At 74.0% G+C, this 25,601-nt stretch carries 23 protein-coding genes; 19 read left to right on the plus strand and 4 right to left on the minus strand.

Annotation, left to right across the window (positions count from 1 at the left end; genetic code table 11):
- Window positions 1–9: 9 nt before the first annotated feature.
- The 9 genes from ACIQI7_RS13795 to ACIQI7_RS13835 all read left to right on the plus strand — a co-directional run bounded on the left by ACIQI7_RS13795 (window position 10) and on the right by ACIQI7_RS13835 (window position 8,990).
- Complete coding sequence (locus tag ACIQI7_RS13795; protein ID WP_401108727.1) at window positions 10–1,764, plus strand: amino acid adenylation domain-containing protein; 1,755 nt, start codon at window positions 10–12, stop codon at window positions 1,762–1,764.
- Window positions 1,761–1,982 carry an MbtH family protein gene (locus ACIQI7_RS13800; RefSeq protein WP_401108730.1) on the plus strand — a complete coding sequence of 74 codons (222 nt, stop codon included), beginning with the start codon at window positions 1,761–1,763 and terminating at the stop codon, window positions 1,980–1,982. The genes ACIQI7_RS13795 and ACIQI7_RS13800 overlap by 4 nt, the downstream gene beginning before the upstream one ends.
- Window positions 1,983–1,995: 13 nt before the next feature.
- Entirely contained in the window at window positions 1,996–3,078 is a 1,083-nt protein-coding gene (hppD, locus tag ACIQI7_RS13805) for a 4-hydroxyphenylpyruvate dioxygenase (protein ID WP_401108732.1), read from the plus strand.
- Complete coding sequence (locus ACIQI7_RS13810) at window positions 3,068–3,910, plus strand: hypothetical protein (RefSeq protein WP_387747434.1); 843 nt, start codon at window positions 3,068–3,070, stop codon at window positions 3,908–3,910. The genes hppD and ACIQI7_RS13810 overlap by 11 nt, the downstream gene beginning before the upstream one ends.
- A gap of 107 nt (window positions 3,911–4,017) precedes the next feature.
- Window positions 4,018–5,166 (plus strand): LLM class flavin-dependent oxidoreductase, encoded by a 1,149-nt coding sequence (locus ACIQI7_RS13815; RefSeq protein ID WP_401108735.1) that lies wholly within the window; start codon window positions 4,018–4,020, stop codon window positions 5,164–5,166.
- A 152-nt stretch (window positions 5,167–5,318) separates the two neighbouring features.
- The gene (locus ACIQI7_RS13820; protein WP_401108737.1) at window positions 5,319–6,872 is read left to right on the plus strand and encodes an FAD-binding oxidoreductase; all 1,554 of its coding nucleotides are present in this window, start codon (window positions 5,319–5,321) and stop codon (window positions 6,870–6,872) included.
- Window positions 6,865–7,638 carry an SDR family oxidoreductase gene (locus ACIQI7_RS13825; protein ID WP_387747428.1) on the plus strand — a complete coding sequence of 258 codons (774 nt, stop codon included), beginning with the start codon at window positions 6,865–6,867 and terminating at the stop codon, window positions 7,636–7,638. Before ACIQI7_RS13820 ends, ACIQI7_RS13825 begins: the two co-directional genes overlap by 8 nt.
- A 34-nt stretch (window positions 7,639–7,672) precedes the next feature.
- Window positions 7,673–8,389 (plus strand): DUF2306 domain-containing protein, encoded by a 717-nt coding sequence (locus ACIQI7_RS13830; RefSeq protein WP_401108740.1) that lies wholly within the window; start codon window positions 7,673–7,675, stop codon window positions 8,387–8,389.
- A gap of 238 nt (window positions 8,390–8,627) precedes the next feature.
- The gene (locus ACIQI7_RS13835) at window positions 8,628–8,990 is read left to right on the plus strand and encodes a YciI family protein (protein ID WP_401108743.1); all 363 of its coding nucleotides are present in this window, start codon (window positions 8,628–8,630) and stop codon (window positions 8,988–8,990) included.
- Window positions 8,991–9,174: 184 nt separating this feature from the next.
- Here ACIQI7_RS13835 and ACIQI7_RS13840 read toward each other — a convergent pair whose 3' ends face one another.
- The 4 genes from ACIQI7_RS13840 to ACIQI7_RS13855 all read right to left on the minus strand — a co-directional run bounded on the left by ACIQI7_RS13840 (window position 9,175) and on the right by ACIQI7_RS13855 (window position 14,254).
- Window positions 9,175–10,569, minus strand: a complete 1,395-nt coding sequence (locus tag ACIQI7_RS13840; protein WP_401108745.1) for a multicopper oxidase family protein — start codon at window positions 10,567–10,569, stop codon at window positions 9,175–9,177.
- A 117-nt stretch (window positions 10,570–10,686) separates the two neighbouring features.
- A complete protein-coding gene (locus ACIQI7_RS13845) occupies window positions 10,687–11,706 on the minus strand; it encodes an alcohol dehydrogenase catalytic domain-containing protein (protein WP_387747420.1) in 1,020 nt (339 codons plus the stop codon).
- 21 nt (window positions 11,707–11,727) lie between these two features.
- Window positions 11,728–12,960 carry a cytochrome P450 gene (locus ACIQI7_RS13850; protein WP_401108749.1) on the minus strand — a complete coding sequence of 411 codons (1,233 nt, stop codon included), beginning with the start codon at window positions 12,958–12,960 and terminating at the stop codon, window positions 11,728–11,730.
- 115 nt (window positions 12,961–13,075) lie between these two features.
- Window positions 13,076–14,254, minus strand: coding sequence for an acyl-CoA dehydrogenase family protein (locus tag ACIQI7_RS13855; RefSeq protein WP_387747416.1), 1,179 nt, complete (start codon window positions 14,252–14,254; stop codon window positions 13,076–13,078).
- A gap of 262 nt (window positions 14,255–14,516) precedes the next feature.
- Here ACIQI7_RS13855 and ACIQI7_RS13860 point away from each other — a divergent pair, with 262 nt between their 5' ends.
- The 10 genes from ACIQI7_RS13860 to eboE all read left to right on the plus strand — a co-directional run bounded on the left by ACIQI7_RS13860 (window position 14,517) and on the right by eboE (window position 25,600).
- Complete coding sequence (locus ACIQI7_RS13860; protein ID WP_401108752.1) at window positions 14,517–14,930, plus strand: SgcJ/EcaC family oxidoreductase; 414 nt, start codon at window positions 14,517–14,519, stop codon at window positions 14,928–14,930.
- Between the two features lie 80 nt (window positions 14,931–15,010).
- Window positions 15,011–16,168: an epoxide hydrolase family protein gene (locus tag ACIQI7_RS13865; RefSeq protein WP_401108755.1), complete on the plus strand. Its 1,158-nt coding sequence runs from the start codon at window positions 15,011–15,013 to the stop codon at window positions 16,166–16,168.
- 82 nt (window positions 16,169–16,250) lie between these two features.
- A complete protein-coding gene (locus ACIQI7_RS13870; protein ID WP_401108758.1) occupies window positions 16,251–17,840 on the plus strand; it encodes a PQQ-binding-like beta-propeller repeat protein in 1,590 nt (529 codons plus the stop codon).
- A 736-nt stretch (window positions 17,841–18,576) separates the two neighbouring features.
- Window positions 18,577–19,860 (plus strand): PQQ-dependent sugar dehydrogenase, encoded by a 1,284-nt coding sequence (locus ACIQI7_RS13875; RefSeq protein ID WP_401108761.1) that lies wholly within the window; start codon window positions 18,577–18,579, stop codon window positions 19,858–19,860.
- 93 nt (window positions 19,861–19,953) lie between these two features.
- Window positions 19,954–21,120 (plus strand): inositol-3-phosphate synthase, encoded by a 1,167-nt coding sequence (locus ACIQI7_RS13880; RefSeq protein WP_401108764.1) that lies wholly within the window; start codon window positions 19,954–19,956, stop codon window positions 21,118–21,120.
- On the plus strand, window positions 21,117–22,028 hold the full coding sequence (locus tag ACIQI7_RS13885) for an SCO3242 family prenyltransferase (protein WP_401108766.1): 912 nt from the start codon (window positions 21,117–21,119) through the stop codon (window positions 22,026–22,028). The genes ACIQI7_RS13880 and ACIQI7_RS13885 overlap by 4 nt, the downstream gene beginning before the upstream one ends.
- The gene (locus tag ACIQI7_RS13890; protein ID WP_401108769.1) at window positions 22,025–22,924 is read left to right on the plus strand and encodes a sugar phosphate isomerase/epimerase family protein; all 900 of its coding nucleotides are present in this window, start codon (window positions 22,025–22,027) and stop codon (window positions 22,922–22,924) included. The genes ACIQI7_RS13885 and ACIQI7_RS13890 overlap by 4 nt, the downstream gene beginning before the upstream one ends.
- On the plus strand, window positions 22,921–23,628 hold the full coding sequence (locus ACIQI7_RS13895; RefSeq protein ID WP_401108772.1) for an EboA domain-containing protein: 708 nt from the start codon (window positions 22,921–22,923) through the stop codon (window positions 23,626–23,628). The genes ACIQI7_RS13890 and ACIQI7_RS13895 overlap by 4 nt, the downstream gene beginning before the upstream one ends.
- Complete coding sequence (locus ACIQI7_RS13900; RefSeq protein ID WP_401108775.1) at window positions 23,625–24,485, plus strand: TatD family hydrolase; 861 nt, start codon at window positions 23,625–23,627, stop codon at window positions 24,483–24,485. Before ACIQI7_RS13895 ends, ACIQI7_RS13900 begins: the two co-directional genes overlap by 4 nt.
- Complete coding sequence (gene eboE, locus ACIQI7_RS13905; protein ID WP_401108778.1) at window positions 24,482–25,600, plus strand: metabolite traffic protein EboE; 1,119 nt, start codon at window positions 24,482–24,484, stop codon at window positions 25,598–25,600. The genes ACIQI7_RS13900 and eboE overlap by 4 nt, the downstream gene beginning before the upstream one ends.
- Window position 25,601: the final 1 nt, after the last annotated feature.

The following is a 25,601-nucleotide window of genomic DNA, read 5'->3' on the forward strand; positions in this document are numbered from 1 at the left end:
TCGGAGGGCATGGTGGCTTCCCCTTCCCTTCAGGGGCATTTCACGGAACAGGCGCTCAGGACACCGGACGCGATCGCCGTGTCGTCCGGCGGAGTCCGGCTCACGTACCGGGAGTTGGACGAACGGGCGAACCGGTTGGCGCACCGGCTGGGCGGACTCGGCGTGGTGGCCGAGTCGCCGGTCGCGGTGCTGATGGAACGGTCGGCGGACCTGGTGGTGGCGATCCTGGCCGTGCTCAAGGCCGGCGGCTGCTACCTCCCGCTGCACAGCGCCTACCCGCTGCCGCGCAAGCAGTGGATCGTGGAGCACTGCGCGGCGCCGGTGCTGCTGACCGACGAGGCGATGCGCCGGCAGGGCCTGCCGGAGGTCCCCGAGGTGGTCGTCGTCGACGGCGAGAAGGGCCTCGCCGACCACCCGGCGACGGACCCGGCCGTCCCCGTCGGCCCGGACGGGCTCGCCTACGTGATCCACACCTCGGGCTCCACCGGGGAGCCCAAGGGCGTCGCGATCGCCCACCGGGACGCGCTCGGCCTGGCCCTGGACTCGATCTGGGCGGACGGCCGGCACGAGCGGGTGCTGATGGTGGCGCCGTACGCCTTCAACGTCTCCACGTACGAGCTCTGGGTGCCGCTGCTGCACGGCGGGCGGATCGTGGTGGCGCCGCCCGGCGACCTCGACGTGCACGCCCTGCGCGGGCTGATCGCCGAGGAGCGGATCACCGGCATCCACCTGACGGCGGGCCTGTTCCGGGTGCTGGCCGAGGAGGACCCGGGCTGCCTGGCCGGGGTGCGCGAGGTGCTCACCGGCGGCGACGTCATCGCCCCCTCGGCCGTCCAGCGGGTGCTGGAGCACAACCCCGGCCTGGTGGTGCGCGCGATGTACGGCGCGACCGAGGCGACGCTGTTCAGCACCAGCTCGCCGATGACCGCCCCCTTCCGGGCGGACGGCCCGGTGGGCGTCGGCCGGCCGATGGACGACGTGCGGCTGCACGTCCTGGACGCCGAGCTGCGGCCGGTGCCGGTCGGCGGGGTGGGAGAGCTCCACATCGCCGGACGCGGCCTGGCCCGCGGCTACTTCAACCGGCCCGACCTGACGGCCGAGCGCTTCGTCGCCAACCCCTTCGACGCGCCGGGCGAGCGGATGTACCGCACCGGGGACCTCGTCCGGGTCGACCGGGACGGCCGGCTGGAGTACCTCGGCCGGGCCAACGACCAGCTCAAGGTGATGGGCTTCCGGGTGGAGCCCGCCGAGGTGGAGGCGGCGCTGGCGCGCCACCCCGGATTGGCCCACGTCGCCGTGGTGGCACGGGAGTCGGAGTCCGGGGACAAGCGCCTGGTCGCCTACTACGTCCCCGAGTCCGACGCGGTCGAGGCCGGCTCGCTGCGGGCGCACGCGGTGGAACAGCTGCCGGCCTACATGGTGCCGACGGCCTTCGTGAGCGTGCCGGCCCTCCCGCTGACGCCCAACGGCAAGCTGGACCGGCGGGCGCTGCCCGAGCCGGTGGCCGAGGCCGCCCGCCGGGCGCCGGCGACCGAGCGGCAGCGGCAGCTGTGCGCGCTGTTCGCCGAGGTGCTCGGGGTGCCCGAGATCGGCGTCGACGACAGCTTCTTCGAGGTCGGCGGCCAGTCCCTGGACGCGATGCGGCTGGTCAGCCGGATCCGCGCGGCGCTGGACGTCCGCCTCACCGTCACCGACTTCTTCGACGTGCCCTCGGTGGCCGCCCTGGAAGCCCTGCTGGACCGGGCGGAGGGGGAACGGGGATGACCAGCCCCTTCGACGCCGACGACGGCGAGTTCACGGTCCTGGTCGACGCGCAGGGCCGGCACTCGCTCTGGCCGGCCGCCGTGGCGGTGCCGGCGGGCTGGACGCCCGTGCACGGGCCGTCCGGACGGGCCGCCGCCCTCGCGTACGTGAACGAGCACTGGACCGACCTGAGGCCGAAGAGCCTCACCGGGCGCCCCGCCGGGCAGCCCGACGACTGACGAGGAGTCTGACATGAGCCTCGACGCGGATCAGGAGACCTTCTGCGGCATGCTCGTCGACCACATCACCTGCTACGTCGCCGACCTGGCGGTCACCACCGAGTGGCTGGTCCGCGGGTACGGCCTGGAAGTGTACGCGGGCTCCGCCCCGCAGGCGTCGGACCTCCGCTCGGTGGCGGTCGGCCGCAACGGCATCCGGGTGCTGCTCAGCCAGCCGCTGCCGGGCGACCACCCGGCGGCGGCGTACGTGGAGAAGCACGGGGACGGGGTGGCCGACATCGCGCTGCGCGTCCCGGACGCCCGGGCCGCCTTCGCGGCGGCCGTGCGGCGCGGTGCCCGGCCCGTCGCCGGGCCGGTCGCCGACGGCGGGCTGGTCACCGCGACCATCATGGGCGTCGGCGACATCGCCCACACCTTCGTCCAGCGGTCGGACCGGGCGGACGAGCGGACGCTGCCCGGGCTGACGCCCGTCGACACCGACCCGGCCGCGCCGGACCTCGGCCTGCGGGAGGTCGACCACTTCGCGATCTGCGTCGAGCCCGGGCAGATCGACGCGACGGTCGCCTTCTACCGCGAGGTCCTCGACTTCGAGCTGATCTTCACGGAGCGGATCGAGGTCAACGGGCAGGTGATGATCACCAAGGTGGTGCAGAACGGCACCGTCACCTTCACCCTGATCGAACCGGACCAGGCCCGGGTCAGCGGCCACCTGGACGAGTTCCTGAAGGACCACGGCGGCCCGGGGGTGCAGCACATCGCCTTCACCACGGACGACATCGTGCGCTCGGTCGACGCGATCGCCCGCCGGGGCGTGGAGTTCCTGGGCACCCCGCAGGCGTACTACCGGCTGCTGCCGGACCGCCTCACCCCGCTGCGGCACTCGGTGGCGGAGCTGGAGCGGCTGAACCTGCTGATCGACCAGGACCACGACGGCCAGCTGTTCCAGATCTTCGCCAAGTCCGTGCACCCCCGCAACACCCTCTTCCTGGAGGTCATCGAGCGGATGGGGGCCCGCTCCTTCGGCAGCGGCAACATCAAGGCGCTCTACCAGGCCATCGAGCACCAGCAGGGCAGGGGCACCGGCGATGACGCGTGACGGAATCTTCGACGACCGGTTCCGCACCGCGGTGGAGCGGCTGCGGGTGCCCGGCATGGGGACCGAGGTAGTGGCGCCGCTGCTCTCCCACCTGATCCACCTGGCCCGGCCCCGCCGGGTGCTGGAGGTCGGCATGGGGTACACCACGCCGTTCCTGGCGAAGGCCCTGGCCGAGGCCGAGGAGCTGGCCGAGGCCGAGGCGGCCGCGCTGGTCCGCAAGACCGGGCCGTACCTCGCGGACGGCCGGGAGTTGGACGAGGCGTGGATCGACAGCGAGCCCGCGCTGCTGCTGCCGGCCGGCTACCGCGAGCCGTACCGGCCGCGGTTCGTGGCGATCGACGACCTCTCGGACTCCGGCTCCTCGGCCCCGCTGGTGACGGAGGTGCTGGGCGAACTCGGCCTCGCCGAGCGGGTCACCGTCGTCAACTCCGACATGCGCGGGGCCGTCGGCCGCCTCCCCGAGGAGTTCCGGCCGATCGACTTCGCCTGGGTGGACGCCTGGGACTGCCTCTACTTCTTCGAGAACTTCTGGGAGTTGATCGACCCGGACGGCGGGATCGTGGTCATGCACTACCTGATGACCTACCCCGAGGGCGAGGCGATCCTGGAGTACATCGCCGACACCCAGCGGATGGCCCCCGGCGAGTTCGAGATGCTGAACCTGCTGGAGAGCCGGAAGCTGCGGCAGAACAGCATGACCGTGCTGCGCCGCACCAGCGGCAGCCGGCCCAGGCAGTACTCCGACACCGGTCAACGCCCGCGCCTCGGCGGCCGGGTGCGCGAGGACGCGGTCGCGCTGGCCCGGTCGCTGGAGGCCCGCGGCACCGGCTGAACCGGGGCCGGACCGCGCGGGCAATCTGGAAGATGGCGGCCCCCGCCTGCCTGGATAGATTGATTCACATCCACTGCGAGCCTTGCGAACAGAGGGGAACCACCGGCATGAGCACACTCTCCGAGGACCCGAACAGCGTCAAGTTCGTCTACTGGGACAACCTCACCTACGCGCCCACGGGCTCGCGCTCGCCGGAGGAGTGGGATCCGGTCCTCGGCGCCCGCCTCTACGAGACCTACCTCGACCACTGCGTCGAGGCCGAGCGCCTCGGCTACGCCGGCCTGAGCGTGCCGGAGCACTTCGGCCCGTCGTCGATCTCCCCGCACCCGAACATCCTGCTGGCCGCGCTCGCCGCGCGGACCACCCGGGCCCGGCTGGTCACGGGCGTGAACCTGGCCCTGCTGCACCACCCGCTGCACCTCGCCGAGCAGTTCAACATGATCGACGTGCTCTCCAACGGCCGCCTGGAGATCGGCCTCGGCCGGCGCGGCGACCGGGCCGCCTTCGAGCACAGCGCCGACCTCGTCGACGGCGCCGTCAACCGGATCGACCACCCGGTGGCGAAGGACGACCTGACCGCCACGTACACCGCCTTCCTCCAGGACACCGAGGTCGCGAAGGTCACCGTGTGGCCCCGGCCGGTGCAGCCGCGCGTGCCGCTGTGGGTGGCCGCCGAGACGGACGGCTCCCTCGCCATGGCGGCCCGCCGCGGCTGGAACGTGTTCACCGGGCTGAACCTCGACCCGTCGGCCGGCGGCATGTCCAAGATCAGCGTGGACGAGATGGTCACCCGCCTGCACCGCTACTTCGAGGTCGGCAAGGAGCACGGACACGAGCTGTCCATGGCGAACACCGCGGCGAGCTGCTTCACCGTGGTCGCCGACACCGACCGCGAGGCCGCCGAGATCGTCCGCGCCGGCTTCGTCTCGCACATCGAGACGGCCGGCGGGGTGCTGGCGCGGATGGCCGGCGCCTCGCCCGCCGACAGCCCGCTGTCGGAGCTCGCGAAGGAGGGCGACACCGGCGTGCAGGGCGTGTTCGAGGCTCCCGCGGAGTCCTACCTCCGCAACCCGTTCGCCCTGGTCGGCTCGCCCGAGACGGTGCGGGCCAAGCTGGACGCGCTGGTGTCCGCGGGCTTCCGGCGGTTCGTGCTGTTCTGCGGCGGCGTCGGCACCGCCCACGAGGTCGGCTGGCAGTCGGCCCGGGCGATGGCCGAGGACGTGGCCCCCGAGCTGTTCGCCCCCGACGCCGGCTAGCCGGCCGTCCGGCCCGGGGGAACGCGCCCCGTCCCGACGGCGAGGGATCGGGACGGGGCGGGTTCCCCCGGCCGTGCGGGAGGACCCCGGGACCCGACGGCCGGCACCCGGGGCGACCTGGGCCGGCCGCGCACGTGGAAGGACGAACGAGCATGAGCGACAGGACCGTTGATCCGACCGGGCCGACGGTGGTCAGGCCCGGGGACCCTCGGTACGAGAACCTCGTCCAGGGCTACAACCACCGCTTCGTCGGACGACCCGACCAGGTGCACGTGGTGACCGGCACCGAGGAGGTGGTGGCGGCCGTCGACGAGGCGGTGGCGGCGGGCAGGCGGATCGCGGTCCGCAGCGGCGGGCACTGCTTCGAGGACTTCACCGCCTCCCCCGACATCCAGGTGCTGCTGGACGTGTCCCAACTGAACGGCGTCTCCTACGATCCCGCCCGGCGCGCGATCGAGGTCGGCTCCGGCGCCCTGCTGGGCGACGTCTACCGGACCCTCTTCAAGCGCTGGGGCGTGACGATCCCGGCCGGCACCTGCCTGGAGGTCGGCGTCGGCGGCCACTTCCCGGCCGGCGGCTACGGGCACCTCTCGCGCCGCGACGGCCTGGTGGTCGACCACCTGTACGCCGTCGAGGTGGTGGTCGTCGACGAGTCCGGCAGGGCTCGCGCGGTGGTGGCGACCGCCGACCCCGAGGACCCGCACCACGACCTCTGGTGGGCCCACACCGGCGGGGGCGGCGGCAACTTCGGCGTGGTGACCAGGTACTGGCTGCGCACCCCCGGGGCCGACGCCGCGGACCCGGCCCTGCTGCTGCCCAGGGCTCCGGCCCGGGTGTGGAAGCGGACGGTGATGTGGCCCTGGGCCCGGATGACCGAGCGCTCCCTCACCACCCTGCTGCGCAACTACTGCACCTGGTACGAGGACCACGACGACGCCGACGCGCCGGCGGCCGGCCTGTGGAGCAACCTGATCGTCACCCACCGGGACTCCGGGGCGTTCGGGATGGTCGTGGTGATCGACCACGACGGGCCCGACGCCGAGAAGGTGCTGGCCGAGCACTTCGACTCGGTCAGCGCGGGGGTCGGGGTGGAGCCCTCGGTGCACCTCACCGAGGTCGTGCCGTGGCTGAGCTCCTGGCTGCCCTCGTACAGCTTCCCGAACGACCCCAAGGGGCGCTACAAGGACAAGGCCGCCTACCTGCGCAAGGGCTTCACCGACCGCCAACTCGGGGTGATCTGGCGCTACCTGACCGATCCGGAGCACATCAACCCGATGTCGTGCCTGGTGGTCGCCGGCTTCGGCGGGAAGGTCAACACCGTCGCCCCCGGCGCCACCGCCGCCGTCCAGCGGGACTCCGTCCTGAAGGTCCTCTACGGAGGCGGCGTCTGGCAGTCCGCGGACCAGGACGAGGCCTGCGTCTCCTGGATCCGGGAGTTCTACCGCGAGGTCCACGCCGGGACCGGCGGGGTCCCCGTCTCCGACGCCTTCACCGACGGCACCTACATCGGCTACCCCGACAGCGACCTGGCCGACCCCGCGTGGAACACCTCGGGGGTGCCGTGGTCGACGCTCTACTACGGCGCCAACTACCCGCGCCTGCAGCGGGTCAAGCGGGCGTACGACCCCCGGAACGTGTTCCGCCACGCACTGTCGATCGAACCAACCGACGCACACCCGGACTTGCTGGAGGATCAGGATGCTTGAGGACAAGGTCGTCGTGGTCTCGGGGGTCGGCCCCGGCCTGGGACGCTCGATAGCCCTGCGCGCCGCGCACGCGGGCGCGGACGTGGTGCTCGCCGCCCGGACCGGCTCCCGGATCGCGGAGATCGCCGCGGAGGTCGAGCGGACCGGCCGCCGGGCGCTGGCGGTACCGACCGACATCACCGACGACGAGTCGGCGGCCGCCCTGGTCAAGGCCGCGACGGAGACCTTCGGCCGGATCGACGCCCTGGTGAACAACGCCTTCGCGGTGCCGCCGCTGGTCGACCTCGGCGAGGTCGAACTGTCGGACGTCCGGGCCGGGTTCGAGACCAACGTCTACGCCGCGCTGCGGCTCACCCGGCTGTTCTCCCCCGCCCTGGCCGAGAACCGGGGCTCGGTCGTGATGATCAACTCCGCGGTGATCCGGCACTCCAAGCGGCTGTTCGGCGCCTACAAGATGAGCAAGGCCGCCCTGCTGTCGCTGGCCCAGAGCCTGGCCACCGAACTCGGCCCGCAGGGCGTCCGGGTGAACACCGTCGCCCCCGGCTACATCTGGGCGGACGCGCTGCGCGAGGGCTTCGGCCAGTGGGCGGCGCAGCGCGGCGTCACCGTCCAGGACATCTACGACGAGGTCGCGGCCACCCTCGACCTCGGCCGGCTCCCCGAGCCGGACGAGGTCGCCGACGCCGTGCTGTTCCTGATGTCCCCGCTCTCCCGCGCCGTCACCGGCCACTGCCTGGACGTCAACGCCGGCGAGTACCACCACTGAACCGCCCGGACCCAACGGAAGACGAGGATCAGCGGTGACACAGAACACGGAGCCGTCCGGGGCGCTGGCCGCCGGGCGGGAACGCGCGAGACCCGGCGGCGGTGCGGCCGCGGCCGCACCGAGCTGGTGGCAGAGCCCATGGGTGGCGGCCCTGGCCGTCCTGGTGGTCTTCAATCTGGTGTACGCCTTCCCCCGCTACCTGACCGGCGGGCCGGGGCAGGCGCGGATCCCGCTGGACGCGGACTTCCCGGCGCACTACGCCGTCCTGGTGGGGCACGTCGTCTTCGGCAACATCTCGATGGTGACGGTGTTCCTCCAGGTCCTGCCGTGGATCCGCCGCCACTACCCGGCGGTGCACCGGGTGAGCGGCCGGGTGTACGTCTTCGCCGGGGCCCTGCCCGGCGGGCTGCTGGCGCTGGTGCTGCTGCCGTACTCCACCGCCCCGAGCGGCCAGATCGGCCTGGCCATGATGGGCGGGCTCTGGCTGCTCACCACCGTGCTCGGGCTGCGGGCCGCCCTGCAGCGCCGGTACGTCGACCACCGGCGCTGGATGGTCTACAGCTTCGCGATGGCCCTCGGCACCAGCTGGGGCCGGGTGGTGGTCGAGCTGATGGGGTACGTCCCGGGCTTCAAGCTCGACCTCCCGACGCTGCTGGAGGTCGCCAACTGGGCGGGCTGGGTGGTCAACCTGCTGGTCGCCCACTGGTGGCTGGAGCGGACCGGCCCCCGGGCCGCCCAGCTGGTGCGCTGACACCGGTCCCCGCGCGGCCGGCCGTGAACCCTCACGGCCGGCCGCGCGTTCTCGTGCCCGCGCCCCCCTGCACCGCGCCCGCGCCCGTCCCGTTGCGGCGGGCCCCGACGGCCGGAGTCTCCGCGGGGCACAACAGACCGGCGGGCCGGAAAACGTCGAGAACGGCCCGTCGGCTCCGACGTCTCCAGTGAGGACCCTCCGGAGACGCCCGGGGGCCACGGCCCAAGGAGTGAGAATCATGAAGTACCTGCTCGTGATGCACATGGACCCGGTGCTGTGGGACGGCCTGTCCGTGGACGAGCAGCAGGCGGTGTACGCCGGCCACGGCGACTTCATGAAGCTCATCAAGGAGTCCGGCGAACTGGTCACCACGCAGGCGCTGGCGGTGCCGGAGCAGAGTACGACCGTCCGGGTCCGCGACGACGGCCCGGTGCACAGCGACGGGCCGTACCTGGACACCAAGGAGTTCGTCTGCGGCTTCTACCTGGTCGACGTCGAGACCAGGGAGCGCGCGATCGAGCTGGCCGCGCTGATCCCGGACGCCCGGCACACGGGGGTCGAGGTCCGTCAGGTGATGTTCGAGCAGGGGCTGGAGATGTGACGGCCCGGGGCCCGGCTGCCGCCCCCGCGGACGGGGGTCGGAGCCGGGCCCCGGGCCGGTGCGCGGACGGGGGTCGGAGCCGGGCCCCGGGCCGGTGCGCGGACGCCGGGGGGGGGGGGGGGGGGGGGGGGGGGGGGGGGGGGGGGGGGGGGCCCCCCCCCCCCCCCCCCCCGGCGTCCGCGGATCAGTCGACGATCTCCATCTGGCCCATCATCCCCGCCGAGGAGTGCTCCAGCATGTGGCAGTGGTACATGTAGCGGCCGAGGTAGTCGGTGAAGGTCGCCTGGACCCGGACGGAGGTGCCGGGCGGAAGCGGCACGGTGTCCTTCAGGCCGGCGTCACCGGGCAGCGGCGGCCGGCCGTCCCGGTCCAGCACCCGGAACTGGGCGAGGTGCAGGTGGAACGAGTGCTGGATCGGGCCGTACTTGGTGGCGCTGTCGCCGTTGGTGACCGTCCAGATCTCGGTGGCACCGCGCCGGATCCGCTGGTCGACCCGGTCCGGGTCGAAGGCGAGCCCGTTGACCAGGCCGACCGGCGTGCCGTCCAGGTCGAAGGAGAGCGTCAGCTCGCGGTGGACCGTGGCCGGCGGCAGCTCCGGCAGCGGGCGCAGGACGGCGGGCACCCGGCTGCGGTCGTGCCCCCTGCGGTCCACCCTGAACTGCAGCACCGGCTCGGTCCGGTCGTCGCCGGTGAACTGGCCCTGGTTGGTGAGTGCGGCCCGGCTGCCGACGGACAGCCCGGAGAAGTCCACGACCAGCTCCACCCGCTCACCGGCGGCGAGCGGGAAGTCCGTCCCGGTCCGGTCGACGGGCGCGGGCAGCAGACCGCCGTCCGAACCGATCTGGAGGACCGGCAGGGAGCCGAAGTTCAGCTTCAGGAACCGCAGCGTCGAGCTGTTCAGCAGGCGCAGCCGGTACTTGCGGGCGGCCACCGGGAAGTACGGCTTGGAGCGGCCGTTGACCAGGATCACGTTCCGCTTCGCCGGGTCGCCGTGCACCAGCCGGCCCTCGGCGTCGAACTCGGCGTCGCGGATCGCGATCGGGACGTCGTACTCGCCGCCGGGCAGGTCGTACCGGCGCTCGTCCTCGCCCTCGATCAGGTAGAAGCCGTGCATGCCGCGGTAGACGTGCTCGGCCTCGCTGTGGTGGCTGTGGTCGTGGTACCAGAGCGTGGCGCCGGGCTGGCGGTTCGGGTACTCGTAGCGGCGCTCGCCGCCCGGGTCGATGAGCTGCATCGGGTGCCCGTCGCTGTCGGCCGGGACGTGGCCGCCGTGCAGGTGCACGTTGACGGCCTCGGGCAGCCGGTTGCGGTAGGTGACCAGGACCCGGCGGCCCTCCCGGGCCCGGATCGTCGGGCCGACGAAGCTCCCGCCGTAGGTCAGGCAGCTGGTCCGGACGCCCGGGAGCAGCTCCAGGTCGGCGGCCAGGACGTCGAGCCGGTAGACGTCGGTGTCGTCGGTCCGCGCCACCGGCCGCAGGGTCGGCGGGACGGGCATCCGCACGGCGAACGGCCCCTTGGCCGGTCCCCCGGCGGCGGCCGGTCCGGGCGGCAGCGGCTTCCCGCCGGCCAGCGCGCTCACCGGCAGCCCGACACCGGTGGCCGCCGCGATGCCCGCGAGGCCCAGAAATCTTCGCCTGTACAGGGTGTCCTCCCCACATCGGTACGCATGCGTTCACATCGGGGCCGTGACGGCGCGTCAGGCGTAGGTCACGACCGCGCGGAAGCGCGCCTCGCCCCGGTCGGCCCGCTCGACGGCCTCGGCGACCCGCTCCTTCGGGAAGGTCTCGATCATCGGCGTGACGGCGCCGGACGCGACCAGGTCCAGCGCCTCGGTGAGCTGGTCCAGGCCGTTGTGGGTGGCGCCGATCACCTGCTGGCGCTGCGCCCAGAACGGGCTGGTGGGCGGGATCGTGAAGGAGTCGACCGGGTCGATCGTGGCGAGCACGATCCGGCCGTTCGGCCGCAGCCCCTGGAGGGAGTCGGTGGCGGCCCGGTAGGAGGTGCCGGTCACCAGGACGACGTCGGCGCCGCCCGCCGCCCGCAGCTGCTCGCCGTCGGCGACCACGTGGTCGGCCCCGAGCGTGCGGGCCAGCCCGTGCTTGTCCGGCGAGCGGGTGACAGCCACCGTCTCGAACCCGGCGGCGTGGGCGAACTGCACGGCGAGGTGGCCGAGTCCGCCGATCCCGAGGACCGCGACCCGCTCGTGCGGCTCGGGGTTGGCGGCGCGCAGCGCGCTCCACGCGGTGTACCCCGCGCACAGCACCGGCGCGGCGGCCTCGTACGAGAGGGCGTCCGGCAGCAGCACCGTGCTCCCGGCCGCCACCGCGACGTACTCCGCGTGGCCGCCCTGGACGGTGAGGCCGCTCATCACCGACTCCGGGCAGTTCATCCCGGACTGCCCGGTGAGCGGGAGGTTGAGCCGGCAGTAGTCGCACCGGCCGCAGGTCGCCTGCACCCAGGTGGTGCCGACCCGGTCGCCGACCCGGCGGGTGGTCACTCCCGGGCCGACCTCGACGACCTCACCGGCGGCCTCGTGGCCGACCACCACCGGGTCGAGCGGCGGGAAGGGGAAGACGCCCTGGCTGACCCAGAGGTCGTTGTGGCAGAGCCCGCAGGCGTGGACCCGGATCAGCACCTGGCCCGGACCTGCCTTGGGGGTGGGGACCTCGCGCAGTTCCCAGCGCGCCTTGGCCTCGGGTACGACGGCAGCCCACATCAGGCCGGCCTCCCTTTCGTGTCAGCGGGTTCGCGGCGTGAGGCGGACCGGGAGGGTCTGCACGCCGTTCATGATGAAGGTGACCTGCGGCTCCAGTTCCCCGGCGGGGACGGCGAGTTCGAGGTCGGGGAAGCGGTCGAACAGCGCGGCGAGGGCGACCTCGGCCTCCATCCGGGCCAGCGGCATGCCGATGCAGCGGTAGACGCCGTGGCCGAAGGAGAGGTGCTCCTTGTCCGGCCGGGTCGCGTCGAAGGCGGCCGCGCTGTCGCCGTGCACGGCGCGGTCGCGGCCCACCGCCGCGAAGTTGATCAGGACCGGTTCGCCCTTGGGGATGACGACGCCGCCGAGTTCGATGTCCTCCACCGCGAAGCGGAACGGCAGGTGGGCGACCGGCGCCTCGACCCGCAGGGTCTCCTCGATCACGTCCGCCCAGCTCACCGCACCGCCGCGGAGCAGCGCCAGCTGCTCGGGGTGGGTGAGCAGGGCCCGGGTCGCGTTGGCGAGCAGGTTCATCACCGGCTCGGTGCCGGTGGCGAGCAGCAGGTGCAGGGTGCCGACGAGTTCGGAGTCGTTCAGCCGGGAGCCGTCCTCCTCCTGGGCCTGGACCAGGTCGCTGGTCAGGTCGTCCCCGGGGGTGCGGCGCTTGGACTCGACGAACTCCGTCATCTCCCGGTGCCACTGCTCGACGTTGGCCGCCGACTCCTCCGGGGTGAGGGTGGTGTCGATGTTCGCCTCGCCGCCGCGCAGCATCTGCGCCCGGTCCTCGGCCGGCACGCCGAACAGGTCGCAGATCACCCGGGCGGGCATCGGGCGGGCGAAGCGGGCCTTCAGGTCCACCACCTCGCCGGGTGCGCAGCGGTCCAGCTCGTCCAGCAGTTCCTCGACGGCCTTCTCGACCTCGGCGCGCATGGCCTCGACCCGGCGCGGGGTGAAGGCCCCGGCGGTCAGCTTGCGCAGCCGGGTGTGGTCGGCGCCGTACCGGGTGGTGAGGTTGTCCATCAGCACCCAGCCGATCAGCGGGAAGTCCTCGCCGATCCGGCCCTCGGCGAACGCCGTCCAGTGCTGCCGCGGGTCCTTGGACAGCCGGTGGTCGGTCATGGCCTGTCGGGCGAGCTCGTGGTCGGTGATCGACCAGGCGAGCACGCCGCCGGGCAGTTCGATGCGGGCGACCGGGCCGTTCGCCCGGATCCGGGCGGCCTCGCCGTGGATGTCGTGTCCGGCGGGGTCGATGACGACGGGTTCGGGGGTTGCCATGGTGAGCCTCCGGCAGTCGGTGGGAACGGTGGGAGGGGCACGCCGGGGACAGGGCCGCCGGCGGGCGGCCCTGTCCCTCGGGTCTGTCTTCGAACTCGCGTCTGCGGGGCGACGCCTACAGGTAGAGGGTGTTGGGCCCGAGGCCGCAGGCGACCCGCCCGTACAGTTCGAGGTTGGTGTTGGGGTGCAGGATGCCGTGCAGGTTGAGGGTCTGGACGTCCCGCTCGATGCGCTGGATCGGCACCGTGGTGTAGATCGAGGAGCCGCCGCTGGCGGTGTTGAGGATGTCCACCGCCTCCTTGGTGCGCGCGCAGACCGCGCCGAGGTCGAGCCGGATCCGGGCCCGCTCCTCCAGGGTCCACTCCTCGCCGGTGGGGCCCTTGGTGTCGAGCAGGGTGGCGGCGCGGTGGGCGTGGAACTCCACCTCGTCGATCCTGGTGATGGCGTCGGCCACCTGGATGTGGGTCACCGGGGCCTCGGCCTGGTTGGCGTACTCGGTGTAGCTGATCTTCCGGCCGGGGAGCCGCTCGAAGAACGCCTCCCGGGCGGCCTTGGCCAGCCCGAGGGCGGGCGCGGCCACCGTGGCGCAGGCGGTGGGCATGAACGGGGCGCGGTAGATGGGCGCCTCGGCGTTCGCCAGGGAGCGGTGCCGGCCCTGGAGCACCGGGACCATCGGCAGCACCCGCGGCTCGGGGACGAACAGGTCGGTGGCGACGGTGGTGACGCTGCCGGAGCCGCGCAGGCCGGTGGTGTGCCAGTCGTCGACGATCTCCAGCTCCGCGAGCGGGACCGCCACCATGATCGGCTGCGGGCCTTCCGGGGTCATCAGCACGGCCGCGTTGGTGTTCCAGGCGCTGTGCAGCGCACCGGAGTTGAAGGTCCACTTGCCGTTCAGCAGCACGCCGCCCTCGACCGGTACGGCGACCGCGGTCGGGCTGAGGATGCCGCTCACCCGGACGTCCGGGTCGGCGAAGACCTCGTCCTGCACCTCGTCCGGGAACAGGCCGGCCATCCAGGAGCTGATCGCGTAGACCGCCGCGACCCAGGCCGTGGAGCCGTCGCCGCGGGCCAGCTCGGCGATCACGTCCACCGCGGTGCGCATGTCGGACTCGTAGCCGCCGTAGCGGACCGGGACCCGCATCCGCAGCAGCCCGGAGTCCCGGAGCGCGGCCAGCGTCTCGTCGGACAGCCGGCGGTGCTCCTCGTGCCACAACGCGTTCTTCTGCAGCAGCGGCACCAACTCGGCGGCACGGCTCACCAGTTCTTCCCTGGACGGGGATTCCTTGGCTGTCATCTGGACTCCTCCGGAGTGGGCGGCCCCGCTCGGAACGGTCGGCCGTCCGGGGGCCGCGGTCGTTGATCGGCCCTGTCGAGGCTGGCAGCCGGGCGGGGTGCCCGCATCTCCCGGATTGCGGCGCACCCGGAGCGGCGGCCAGGCCGGGTGTCGGCCGACCGGGCATCGCAATCGGGGAGTTGTCACCCTCCACGGGCTGCTGTGAGGCTGGCCGTCACCCGGCCGCCGTGATCGCGGCCGCGACCAGGAGAAGGAGAGAGCCATGTCCGCCACTCCCCCGTCCAACACCTCCGACGCCGCCGCGCTGCGCGCCGTCCCGGAGCGCATCGTGGCCGCCTGGGCCCAGCACGACGCCGACGGCTTCGCCGAGGTCTTCACCGAGGACGCCACCCTGATCCTGCCCGGCGACGTGTTCCTGACGGGCCGTCAGGCGATCCGCGCCTTCATGACCCAGGCCTTCGCCGGCCCGTTCAAGGGCACCCGGGTCACCGGCGAGCCGGTGTCGGTCCGCCCGCTGGCCGAGGACGTGGCCGTGGTGGTCACCCGGGGCGGCGTGCTGGCCCCCGGGGACACCGAGGTGACGGCCGAGCGCGCGATCCGGGCGACCTGGGTGCTGGCCCGCCAGGGCGGCGACTGGCGGATCGCCTCGTACCAGAACACCCCGATCGCCGCCTGAGACCCGGCCCGCCGCCGCCCGCCCGCCCCGGAGACCCGACCGTCCGGGAGACCCGACCGTCCCACCGAGAGGACTTTGACATGCGCCCCTTCCGTATCGACGTCCCGCAGGAAGCCCTCGACGACCTGGACCGCCGGCTCGCGGCGACCCGCTGGCCGGGTGAACTGCCGGGCGTGGGCTGGCAGCGCGGTGTGCCGCTGGACTACCTGAAGGACCTGGCCGAGTACTGGCGCACCGGCTTCGACTGGCGCAAGGCCGAGGAGCAGCTCAACGCGTTCCCGCAGTTCCTGACCGAGATCGACGGGGTGGACATCCACTTCCTGCACGTGCGCTCGCCGGAGCCGGACGCCATGCCGTTGATCATCACCCACGGCTGGCCCGGCTCGGTGGCGGAGTTCCTCGACGTGATCGGCCCGTTGACCGATCCGCGGGCCCACGGCGGCGACCCCGCCGACGCGTTCCACCTGGTCATCCCCTCGCTGCCCGGTTACGGCTTCTCCGGCCGCCCCCGGGAGACGGGCTGGGACACCGCCCGGGTCGGCCGGGCCTGGGCCGAGCTGATGCGCCTGCTCGACTACGACCGGTACCTCGTCCAGGGCGGCGACTGGGGCATGCCGATCTCGCTCCAGCTCGGCCTGGCCGATCCGGCGCACGTCGCGGGCGTCCACCTCAACATGCTCGCCACCTTCCCGCCGCAGGACCCGGCCGAGTTCGCGGACCTGGACGAGGCGGACCGGGCCCGGCTGGAGTTCGCCGCGCACTTCGAGCAGGACGGGGCCGGCTGGCGGAAGATCCAGTCCACCCGCCCGCAGACGATCAGCTACGCTCTGACCGACTCGCCGGTCGGCCAACTCGCCTGGATCGTCGAGAAGTTCAAGGAGTGGACGGCCGCCGACACGGCTCCGGAGGACGCCGTGGCCCGCGACCGGCTGCTGACCAACGCCGCGATCTACTGGTTCACCGCATCCGCGGGCTCCAGCGCCCAGCTCTACTACGAGTCCAACCGGCTGGACTCCGAGTTCGTCGGCACCTGGGCCGGCCCGTGGCAGCTCGCCGCGCCGGTCGGGGTGGCCGTCTTCCCGGAGGACGCCGTCCGGCCGATCCGCCGGTGGGCCGAGCGGATCCTCCCGACCCTCGCCCACTGGTCCGAGTTCGAGCGCGGCGGGCACTTCGCGGCGCTGGAGGAGCCCGGGCTGTTCGTCGGCGACGTCCGGGCGTTCGCGCGCCGGGTGCGCTGAGCGCCGTTCCGGGTCACCCTGATCCGGTCCCCTTCGACCAGGCCCGGGGTCGGCAACGGCCCCGGGCGGAAAAGGAGTTGAGTTGTCCTTCATCCTGAAGAGCCGCGGCGCCGGACGGCGCGGTCGCCGTCGGCCCGGCTGGCTGGCGGCCACGGCACTGGCGGCCGCCGCGCTGGCGATCGTGCCCGGCATGGCCGCCCCGGACCTGGCGGCCGCGGGGCCCGAGTCCGCCGCGGACGGCCACGACCGCCGGGTCAACCCACGGGACTGGGCCCTGTCCAACGGCGATCTGACCAACACCCGCAACGTCACCCGGACCCCGATCAACTCGCACAACGTCAAGGACCTCAAGGTCAAGTGGCGGCTGCCGCTGGAGGGGGACCCCACCTTCGCCGGCATCATGGCCTCCAACCCGGTCGTGGTGGGCGACACGGTCTACCTGATCACCCTCAACTCCGACGTCTACGCGGTGGACAAGGAGACCGGGAAGGTCCGCTGGAAGCGCGTGTTCAACAGCCCCTCGATCGGGCCGAACGGCGTGGCCTACGCGCGCGGGGTGCTCTACGGCACCACCTTCACCGGTGTGTTCGCCCTCGACCCGAGGACCGGCCGGACGCTCTGGGAGCGGGAGCTGATCGCCTCCGGCGCGGGCGGCATCGACGTCGCCCCCCAGGTGTACGAGGACACCGTCGTGGTCAGCACCGTCCCCAACACCTTCGGCCGGTACGTGCCGGGGGCGATGGGGACCATCTACGCGCTGGACACCGCCACCGGGAACCCGCGGTGGAGCTTCAACACGGTCAAGGACGGCGACCTCTGGGGCCACCCGGAGATCAACAGCGGCGGCGGGACGTGGTACGCGCCGGCCCTGGACGAGCACGGACGGCTCTTCCTCTCCATCGCCAACCCCGCCCCGCTGCCCGGCACCCCCGAGTACCCCAACGGCAGCAGCCGGCCGGGCCCCAACCTCTACACCAACTGCCTGCTGGCCCTCGACGCCAGGACCGGCAAGCTGCTCTGGTACCAGGCGACCGCGCCGCACGACCTGCGCGACTACGACCTCCAGGAACCCCCGATCGTGACCAAGGTCAAGATCCGCGGCGTGCCCACCGAGATCGTGGTGACGGCGGGCAAGATGGGCAAGGTCTTCGCCTACCGGGCCGACGACGGCACGCCGCTGTGGACCCTGCCGGTCGGCGCCCACCTGAACGACGAGGGCCCGCTGCCGAACACCCCGACCACCGTCCTGCCGGGCATCATCGGCGGGGTGGAGACGCCGATGGCGCTCTCCCGCGGGCGGCTCTTCGTGCCCTGGGTCGACAACCCCGCCAAGCTCGACGCCACCGGCGGGCTGGCGCTGCCGGACTACACCATCGGCCGCGGAGGCCTCACCGCCGCCGACGTGGCGACCGGCAAGGTGCTCTGGCAGCGGGACCTGCCGCAGATGGCGCTGGGCGCCGCCACCGTGGCCAACGACGTGGTGTTCACCTCCACCTTCGACGGCCAGGTCTACGGGTTCGACACCGCCACCGGAGCGACCCTGTGGACGGCCAGGACACCGGCCGGCATCATCTCCTTCCCGGCGGTGAGCGGCAACCTGCTCCTGGTCGGTGCGGGCGCCCCGGCGTTCACGACCAACCCGTCGTTCGAGCTGATCGCCTACTCGCTCTGATCCTCCGTTCGCCCTGACCCCCTTACGCGCACCGCTCCACCGAGTCCGACCACCGACGGCCACCGGCCCGGCGACCCACGCCGCGCCGGTGGCCGTCGTGCGTGCGTTCCGGCCCGCGTCCAGAGCTCCGGCCCGATTCCCGGTCCCCGGTCCGCCGGGGCGGCGCGCGGTCCGCCGGGGGCGGCGTGGGTACCGCCGGGCGCCGGCGCGACGGAGGTTCTCCCGAGAATTCTCCCGTCGGATGTCGATCCGCGGCCACCGGCTCCGTCTACCAAGTGCCGGGCCTGGACCCCGGCACGGTCGGGGCCCCTGCCTCGACAGCGGTCACGGTCGCCGGGGACGGAGTGGACGCCCTCCCCGGCGACCGTCGGCCTCGGCCGACAGCCGGGAAGGGAGCCCGCCGGGAACTACCGGGAGTGACTGGAGAGCGGCCGGTCCGGACTCCGGCCCACGCGTGGACGGCACCCGCGGACGGCCCGTCACCGACGGGCGGCAGCGCCCGGGCCTTCTCGCGTCGTGCGGTGCCCAGCAGACCCCTCGGCCCCGCTCCGAGCCGCCCTCCATGGCCTTCACACACCGCCTGACCTGCGCATTCCCCAGCCGTGCCGATCGCCGCACGGCCATCGGCGGGCGCTCGGGCGGTTCTTGACCATGCTTCGTGGACGCTGCTACACATCGTCCGTCGCCGACCGTACCGGGGCGGCGGATCTTCTGTGGGCACGACCGTGGAGGAGCCATGGTGCAATCACTCACCGTACTGGCCGATGGGCTCGACTTCCCGACCAGCCTGGCGTTCGACGACGAGGGCCGGACGTACCTGGCCGAGTCCGGGCTGCCCTTCGGGGGCGCCGCCCCCGGGGGCCGGATCTGGCGTCTGGAGCCGGGAACCGGCACCTCGTCACGCACACTCCTCGCCGACGGCCTGGCCGCCCCGGTGACCGGACTGCTCTGGCACGAGGGCGACCTCTACGTCTCGGAGGGCGGGGCCGGCCGGATCACCCGGCTCGGCCCGGACGGGCGGCGGACCGTCATCGTCGACGGTCTGCCGGGGCCCGGCAACTACCACGTCGACATGGCCGTGGCCGGCCCGGACGGGAAGCTGTACTTCGCCCAGGGCGCGATGTCCAACCTGGGGATCATCGGTCTGGACGCCTACGAACTCGGCTGGCTGGGACGGCTTCCGCACTCGTACGACGTCCCCGGCCTGGACATCGAGCTCACCGGCGTCAACGTGACCACGGACGACCCGCTGGCCGGCCGGGCCGGGGCGCGGACCACCACCGGCGCGTTCGTCCCGTTCGGCACCCCGACCCGGGCCGGGCAGCGGATACCGGCCGGACTGCCGTGCAGCGCGGCCGTGCTGCGCTGCGACCTCGACGGCGGCAACCTGGAGCTGGTGGCCTGGGGGATGCGCAACGCCTTCGGCCTGGGCTTCCTGCCCGACGGCCGGCTGCTGGCGGTCGACCAGGGCGCGGACGACCGCGGCAGCCGCCCGATCGGCAACGCCCCCGACCTGCTGTTCGAGGTGCGCGAGGGCGCCTGGTACGGGTGGCCGGACTTCATCGGCGGCATCCCGGTGACGGACCCGGCGTTCAAGCCCACCCGCGGCCCGCAGCCGACCTTCCTGCTCGCCAACCACGACGAGCTCCCGCCGCCCGAGCGGCCGGTGCTCGACTTCGAGTCGCACGTCGCGGCGACCAAGTTCGCCGTGGCGCCGCCGAGTTCACCGCTGGCCGGACGGCTGGTGGTCACCCTGTTCGGGGACGAGGCGCCGATGACCCTGCCGCCGGGCGGCCCCCAGCTGGGGCGCGACCTGCTGCTGGTCGACCCGTCCGACTGGTCCACCCGGGGGCTGCCGTCCGGTCCCGGGCTGCACCGGCCGATCGACGTCGGCTTCGCCCCGGGCGACGACGCGCTGCTGATCCTGGACTTCGGCGAGTTCGAGATGACCGACCACGGCGTCGAGTCCCGGCCGGGCACCGGCCGGCTCTGGCGCTGGGCGGGCTGGGACCAGTCGTAAGGCGTGTCCGGCACTTCCCGCCGGATGCGCGACGCGAATTGTCGGACACGCCTTGGACGCGTCGTCTCCGCCTCACCGAAAGGGAGTTGAACCATGGCAGGCAGGACCGGACTATGGCTGGTCGGCGGCCGGGGGTCGGTGGCCACCACCGCGGTCTGCGGGCTCGCCGCGCTGCGGGCCGGGCTCGCCCCGGCGACCGGCAGCGTCAGCGAACGGCTCGACCTCGACCCGGGCGTCTTCCCCGGCTGGTCCGAACTGGTCACCGGCGGCCACGACGTCGTCCCCACCCCGCTGGGCAAGCGGGCCGAGGAGCTCGCCGCCGCGGGGGTGCTGCCCGCCTGGCTCCCGTCGGCGGTCGCCGGGGAACTCGCGGCCGCCGACCGGGAGATCCGCCGCGGCCACGACCCGGCCGACGACACCCCGGCCACCCAGGCCGAGGCGGCGGCCCGGCTCGCCGCCGACCTCGCGGACTTCCGGCGCTCCCACGGCCTGGAGCGGGTCGTGGTCGTCAACGTCTCCTCCACCGAGCCCCCGCTCCCGCCCCGGCCCGAGCACGCCGACCTGGCCGCCCTCGACGACGCCCTCGCCCGGCCGGGGCGGCGGGTGCTCGGCCCGGCCGCCCTCTCCGCGTACGCCGCGTTCTCGGCCGGCTGCCCCTACGTCGACTTCACCCCGTCGCCCGGCCTGCGCATCCCGGCGGTCACCGAGCTGGCCGACCGGCACGGCCTGCCGTACGCGGGCTGCGACGGCAAGACCGGCGAGACCCTGCTGCGCAGCGTGCTGGCGCCGATGTTCACGGCCCGTGGGCTGCGGGTGCGGTCCTGGTCGGGGACCAACCTGCTCGGCGGCGGGGACGGCGCCAACCTGGGCGTGGCCGGCCGGGCGCGGGGCAAGCTGGAGTCCAAGGCCCGCGGTCTGGCCGCGCTGCTCGGCGGGGACGTCACCGCACCGCTGCACATCGACCACGTGCCCGACCTCGGCGAGCGCAAGGTCGCCTGGGACCACGTCTCCTTCGAGGGCTTCCTCGGCACCCCGATGAGCCTCCAACTGACCTGGGACGGCTACGACTCGACGCTGGCCGCGCCGCTGGTCCTCGACCTCGCCCGGCTGGTCGCCGGTGCGCACGCGGCCGGGATCTCCGGGCCGCTCGGCGCGCTGGCCTTCTTCTTCAAGGACCCGCTCGGCAGCGACGAGCACCGGCTCGCCCGGCAGGAACAGGACCTGGTGTCCTGGACCCGGCGGATCGCGGTGGCCCGATGAGGGTCGCCCTGCGCCCGTGGCTCGACCTGGTCCGGGCACCGGCCGCGCTGACCGTCCTCGGGGACACCGTGGCCGGCGCGGTGGCGGCCGGCCGGCCGCTGCGCGGCCGACGGCTGGCCCTGCCGCTCGCCTCCGTCGCCCTGTACTGGTCGGGGATGGCGCTGAACGACTGGGCGGACCGCGACGTCGACGCGCTGGAGCGCCCCGAGCGCCCCATCCCGTCCGGCCGGATCGCGCCCGGGCCCGCGCTCGCGGCGGCCGCCGGGCTCGGCGCCACCGGGCTGGCCCTGGCCGGCCTCGCCGGCGGCGCCGACGCGCTGCGGATCGCCGTCCCGCTCACCGCGGCGGTGTGGGCCTACGACACGGTGCTGAAGCCGACCCCGGCCGCTCCGCTGGGCATGGCGGCCTGCCGCGGCCTGGACGTCCTGCTCGGCGCCGGATCCGGGCACTGGCGGGCGGCCGGCGTCCCGGCGCTGGCGCTGGCCACCCACACCCTGGGCGTCACCGCGCTGTCCCGCGGCGAGGTGCACGGCGGCCGCCCGGCCGACACCCGGCTGGCCCTGGCCGCCACCGCGGCCACCACCCTGCTGACCGGCGCCGGCCGGGCCGCCTCGGCCCGGCACCGCACGGCCGCGGCGCTCTGCGCGCTGGGGTACGCGGCCACCACCGGCACCGCCCAGCTCGCCACCGCCCCGGCCCGCCCCACCCCGGCGGAGCCGGACCGCACGGCGGCGGAGCCGGGCCGCACCGCGGCAGCGGTCCGGACCGCGACGGTGGCCGGGATCCACGGCATGCTGCCGCTGCAGGCCGGACTGGCCGCACGGCGGGGCTCGCTGCCGGCCGCCGCCCTGGTGCTGGCCGCCCTGCCACTGGCCCGGCGGCTGTCCGCCCGCAGGAGCCCGACGTGAGCGCGATCGCCATCGGGTACGGCACCAACGGTTTCGCCAACCACCGGCTGGACGACGCGATCCGGGTCATCGCCGACCTGGGCTACACGTCGGTCGCCCTCACCCTCGACCACCACCACCTCGACCCGTTCGGCCCGGACCTGGCCCGGGAGACCGACCGGCTCGCGGCGCTGCTCTCCTCGTCGAAGCTGCGCTGCGTGGTCGAGACCGGCGCGCGCTACCTGCTGGACCCCTACCGCAAGCACCACCCCACGCTGGTGTCCGAGGACGCCCGGCCGAGGATCGACTTCCTGCAGCGCGCCGTCCGGATCGCCGAGTCGCTCGGCGCCGACTGCGTGTCCTTCTGGTCCGGGGTGAGCGAGCCCGGGGCGGACCGCCGGACCAACCGCGCGCGGCTGGTCGAGCACCTCGCCCCGGTCCTGGCCGAGGCGGGGCGCCGGGCCGTTCGGCTCGGCCTGGAGCCCGAGCCCGGCATGGTCGTCCAGCACCTCGACCAGGCGCTCGACCTGCGCCGCGAACTCGGCGAGCCCGAGGCCCTCGGCATCACCCTCGACGTCGGGCACTGCGTGGCCGTGGAGCCGGTGGACGCCGCGCGGTGCGTCCGGCGCGCGGCCGGGCTGCTGGTCAACGTCCAACTGGACGACATGCTCCCGGGCGTCCACGAGCACCTGGAGTTCGGACAGGGGCGGCTCGACCTGGCCGCGACGCTGGCCGCCCTCGACGGGATCGGCTACACCGGCGTCGCGGCGGTCGAGCTGCCCCGGCACAGCCATGCCGCGCCGCAGACCGCACGGACGGCCCTGGCGGCGATACGCCGGGCCCAGGAGACCGTTTCCGTTCCGCCGGCGCACACGGGTGCACCGGCGTCGTCCACGATCGGAGACCGCCAGTCATGACCGACCCAGAGCACCACCGCTGGCTCGAAACCAGCGTCTACGGCGGGAGTTGGCCGGTGCCGCCGGCGGACCCGGAGGACGACTGGCCGACCCGCGCCGAGCGCCGGGTCCGCGAGTGGCCCGGCACCGTCCACCAGGAGTTCCCGCAGGCCGGCCGGATGGTCGGGCGCGACCCGGTCCGGCCGGACGCCGACCCGCAGGGGCTGGTGCACGGCACGGTCGACGACCTGGCCCGGGGCCGGCTGCTCGCGGCGCTGGCCGGGGCCCTGCCCGGGGCGGTCCTGGCGGCCGAGGTCGAGAAGCTCTACCGGCACGGCGACGACGCCGAGCGGCGCGGGGTGCTGCGCGCGCTGCCGGAACTGCCGGACAGCGTGCGACGGCTCGGCCTGGAGCTGGTCGCCGACGGCCTGCGCACCAACGACCCGCGGCTGGTCGCGGCGGCGATGGGCCCCTTCGCGGCCCGGCACCTGCCCCAGGACCAGTGGCGCCACGGCGTGCTGAAGTGCCTGTTCACCGGGGTCCCGCTGGCGGCCGTGGCGGAGCTGGTCGCCCGCACCGACTCCGAGCTGCTGCGGATGGCCCGCGACCTGGCCGAGGAACGGCGGGCGGCCGGCCGGGAGATCGACCCCGACCTGCGGGCGCTGCTCGGCATGACCGTCCTGCTGGCACTCGTGCCCCCGCGCCCGGAGGAGGCCCGGTCATGAGGATCTTCGACCCGCACGTCCACATGAGCTCGCGCACCACCGACGACTACCGGGCGATGCGGGCGGCCGGGGTCCGCGCCGTCGTCGAGCCGGCCTTCTGGCTCGGCCAGCCCCGCACCAACCCGGGCTCCTTCACCGACTACTTCGACGGCCTGCTCGGCTGGGAGCGGTTCCGGGCGTCCCGGTTCGGGATCAACCACAACTGCGCGATCGCCCTGAACCCCAAGGAGGCCAACGACCCGCGCTGCGTCGAGGTGCTGGACGTCCTGCCCCGCTACCTCGGCAAGGACGGCGTGGTCGCGGTCGGCGAGATCGGCTACGACTCGATGACCAGGGCCGAGGACGAGGCGTTCGCCCGCCAGCTGGAGCTGGCCGTCGACCACGGGCTGCCGGCCCTGGTCCACACCCCGCACCGGGACAAGCACGCCGGCACCCGCCGCACCCTGGACGTGGTCCGGGAGTCCGGCATCGACCCGGACGCCGTCCTGGTGGACCACCTCAACGAGGTCACCGTGGCCACCGTCGCCGACTCCGGCTGCTGGATGGGCTTCTCCATCTACCCGGACACCAAGATGGACGAGCAGCGGATGGTCGCCGTCCTGAAGGAGTACGGCACCGCCCGGATCCTCGTCAACTCGGCGGCGGACTGGGGTAATTCGGACCCGCTCAAGACCCACCTGGTGGGCCGGGCGATGCTGGCGGCCGGCTTCACCGCGGCGGACGTGGACACCGTGCTGTGGCGCAACCCGGTCGAGTTCTACGGCCGGAGCGGGCGGCTGATCCTCGACGAGGAGCTCCGGGCCGACACCGGCACCGCCTCCTTCGCGGGCAACTCGGTGCTCCGGGGGGGCTCGTGAACCGGCTCTGCTACTCGACCAACGTCCATCCGGCCGAGGACCTGCCGGGAATCCTCCGCCAGCTCGACACCTGCGCCGGCCCGATCCGCGAGCGGACCGGCTTCGACCGGCTCGGGCTCGGACTGTGGCTGGCCGCCGACGCCGCGGCCGAACTCGCCGCCGACCCCGCCCTGCTCCGCCGGCTGCGCTCCGAACTGGACGCCCGGAGCCTGTCGGTGCTCGCCATGAACGCCTTCCCGTACGGCGGCTTCCACCGGCGGGTGGTCAAGCACGCGGTGTACCGGCCGGACTGGACCGAGCCCGCCCGGGCCCGCTACACCGCCGACTGCGCGACCGTGCTGGCCGGCCTGCTGCCCGAGGACGCCGACGGCGGCAGCGTCTCCACCCTGCCGCTGGCCTGGCGGCGGCCCTGGTCCCCCGCCGCGGACCGGACCGCCGAGGAGGCGCTGCGGCGCACCGCGGCGGCGTTCCGCGCCGTCTCGGACCGGGCCGGCCGGCCGATCCGGCTCGCCGTCGAGCCGGAACCCGGCTGCGTGCTGGACGACGTCGCGGACGCCGTGCGCTGGCTCGCCACCCGGGCGGACCTCGACGTCGTCGGCCTCTGCCTCGACACCTGCCACCTGGCGGTCTCCTTCGCCGACCCGGAGCGGACGGTGGCCGACGCCGAACGGGCCGGCGTCCGGGTGGTCAGGATCCAGGCGTCGGCCGCCCTGCACGTGGACGACCCGCGCGACCCGGCGGCCCGCCGGCTGCTCGCCGACTACGCCGAACCGCGCTACCTCCACCAGGTGCGGGAGTCGGACCGCTCCGGCCGGGTGCTCACCGCCGACGACCTGCCGGAGGCACTGGACCGGCTGCCCGGCCGCGGCCCCTGGCGGGTGCACTTCCACGTGCCGCTGCACGCCCCGCCGCCCGCGCCGCTGCGCGCCACCACCGACGTGCTCCGCCGGGCGGTGGCGGCCGTCCGGGAACGGACGGTGGTCGAGGTCGAGACGTACACCTGGCCGGTGCTGCCCGGCCGGCCGGCCGGGGCCCCCGTCGACGTCCCCGCCGGCACGGCCGCCGAACTCCTCTGGGCCGAACGCGAACTGATCAGCGAAAGGGTGGACGGTTGAA

The sequence above is a fragment of the Kitasatospora sp. NPDC092039 genome (assembly GCF_044756065.1).
GTDB lineage: Bacteria > Actinomycetota > Actinomycetes > Streptomycetales > Streptomycetaceae > Kitasatospora.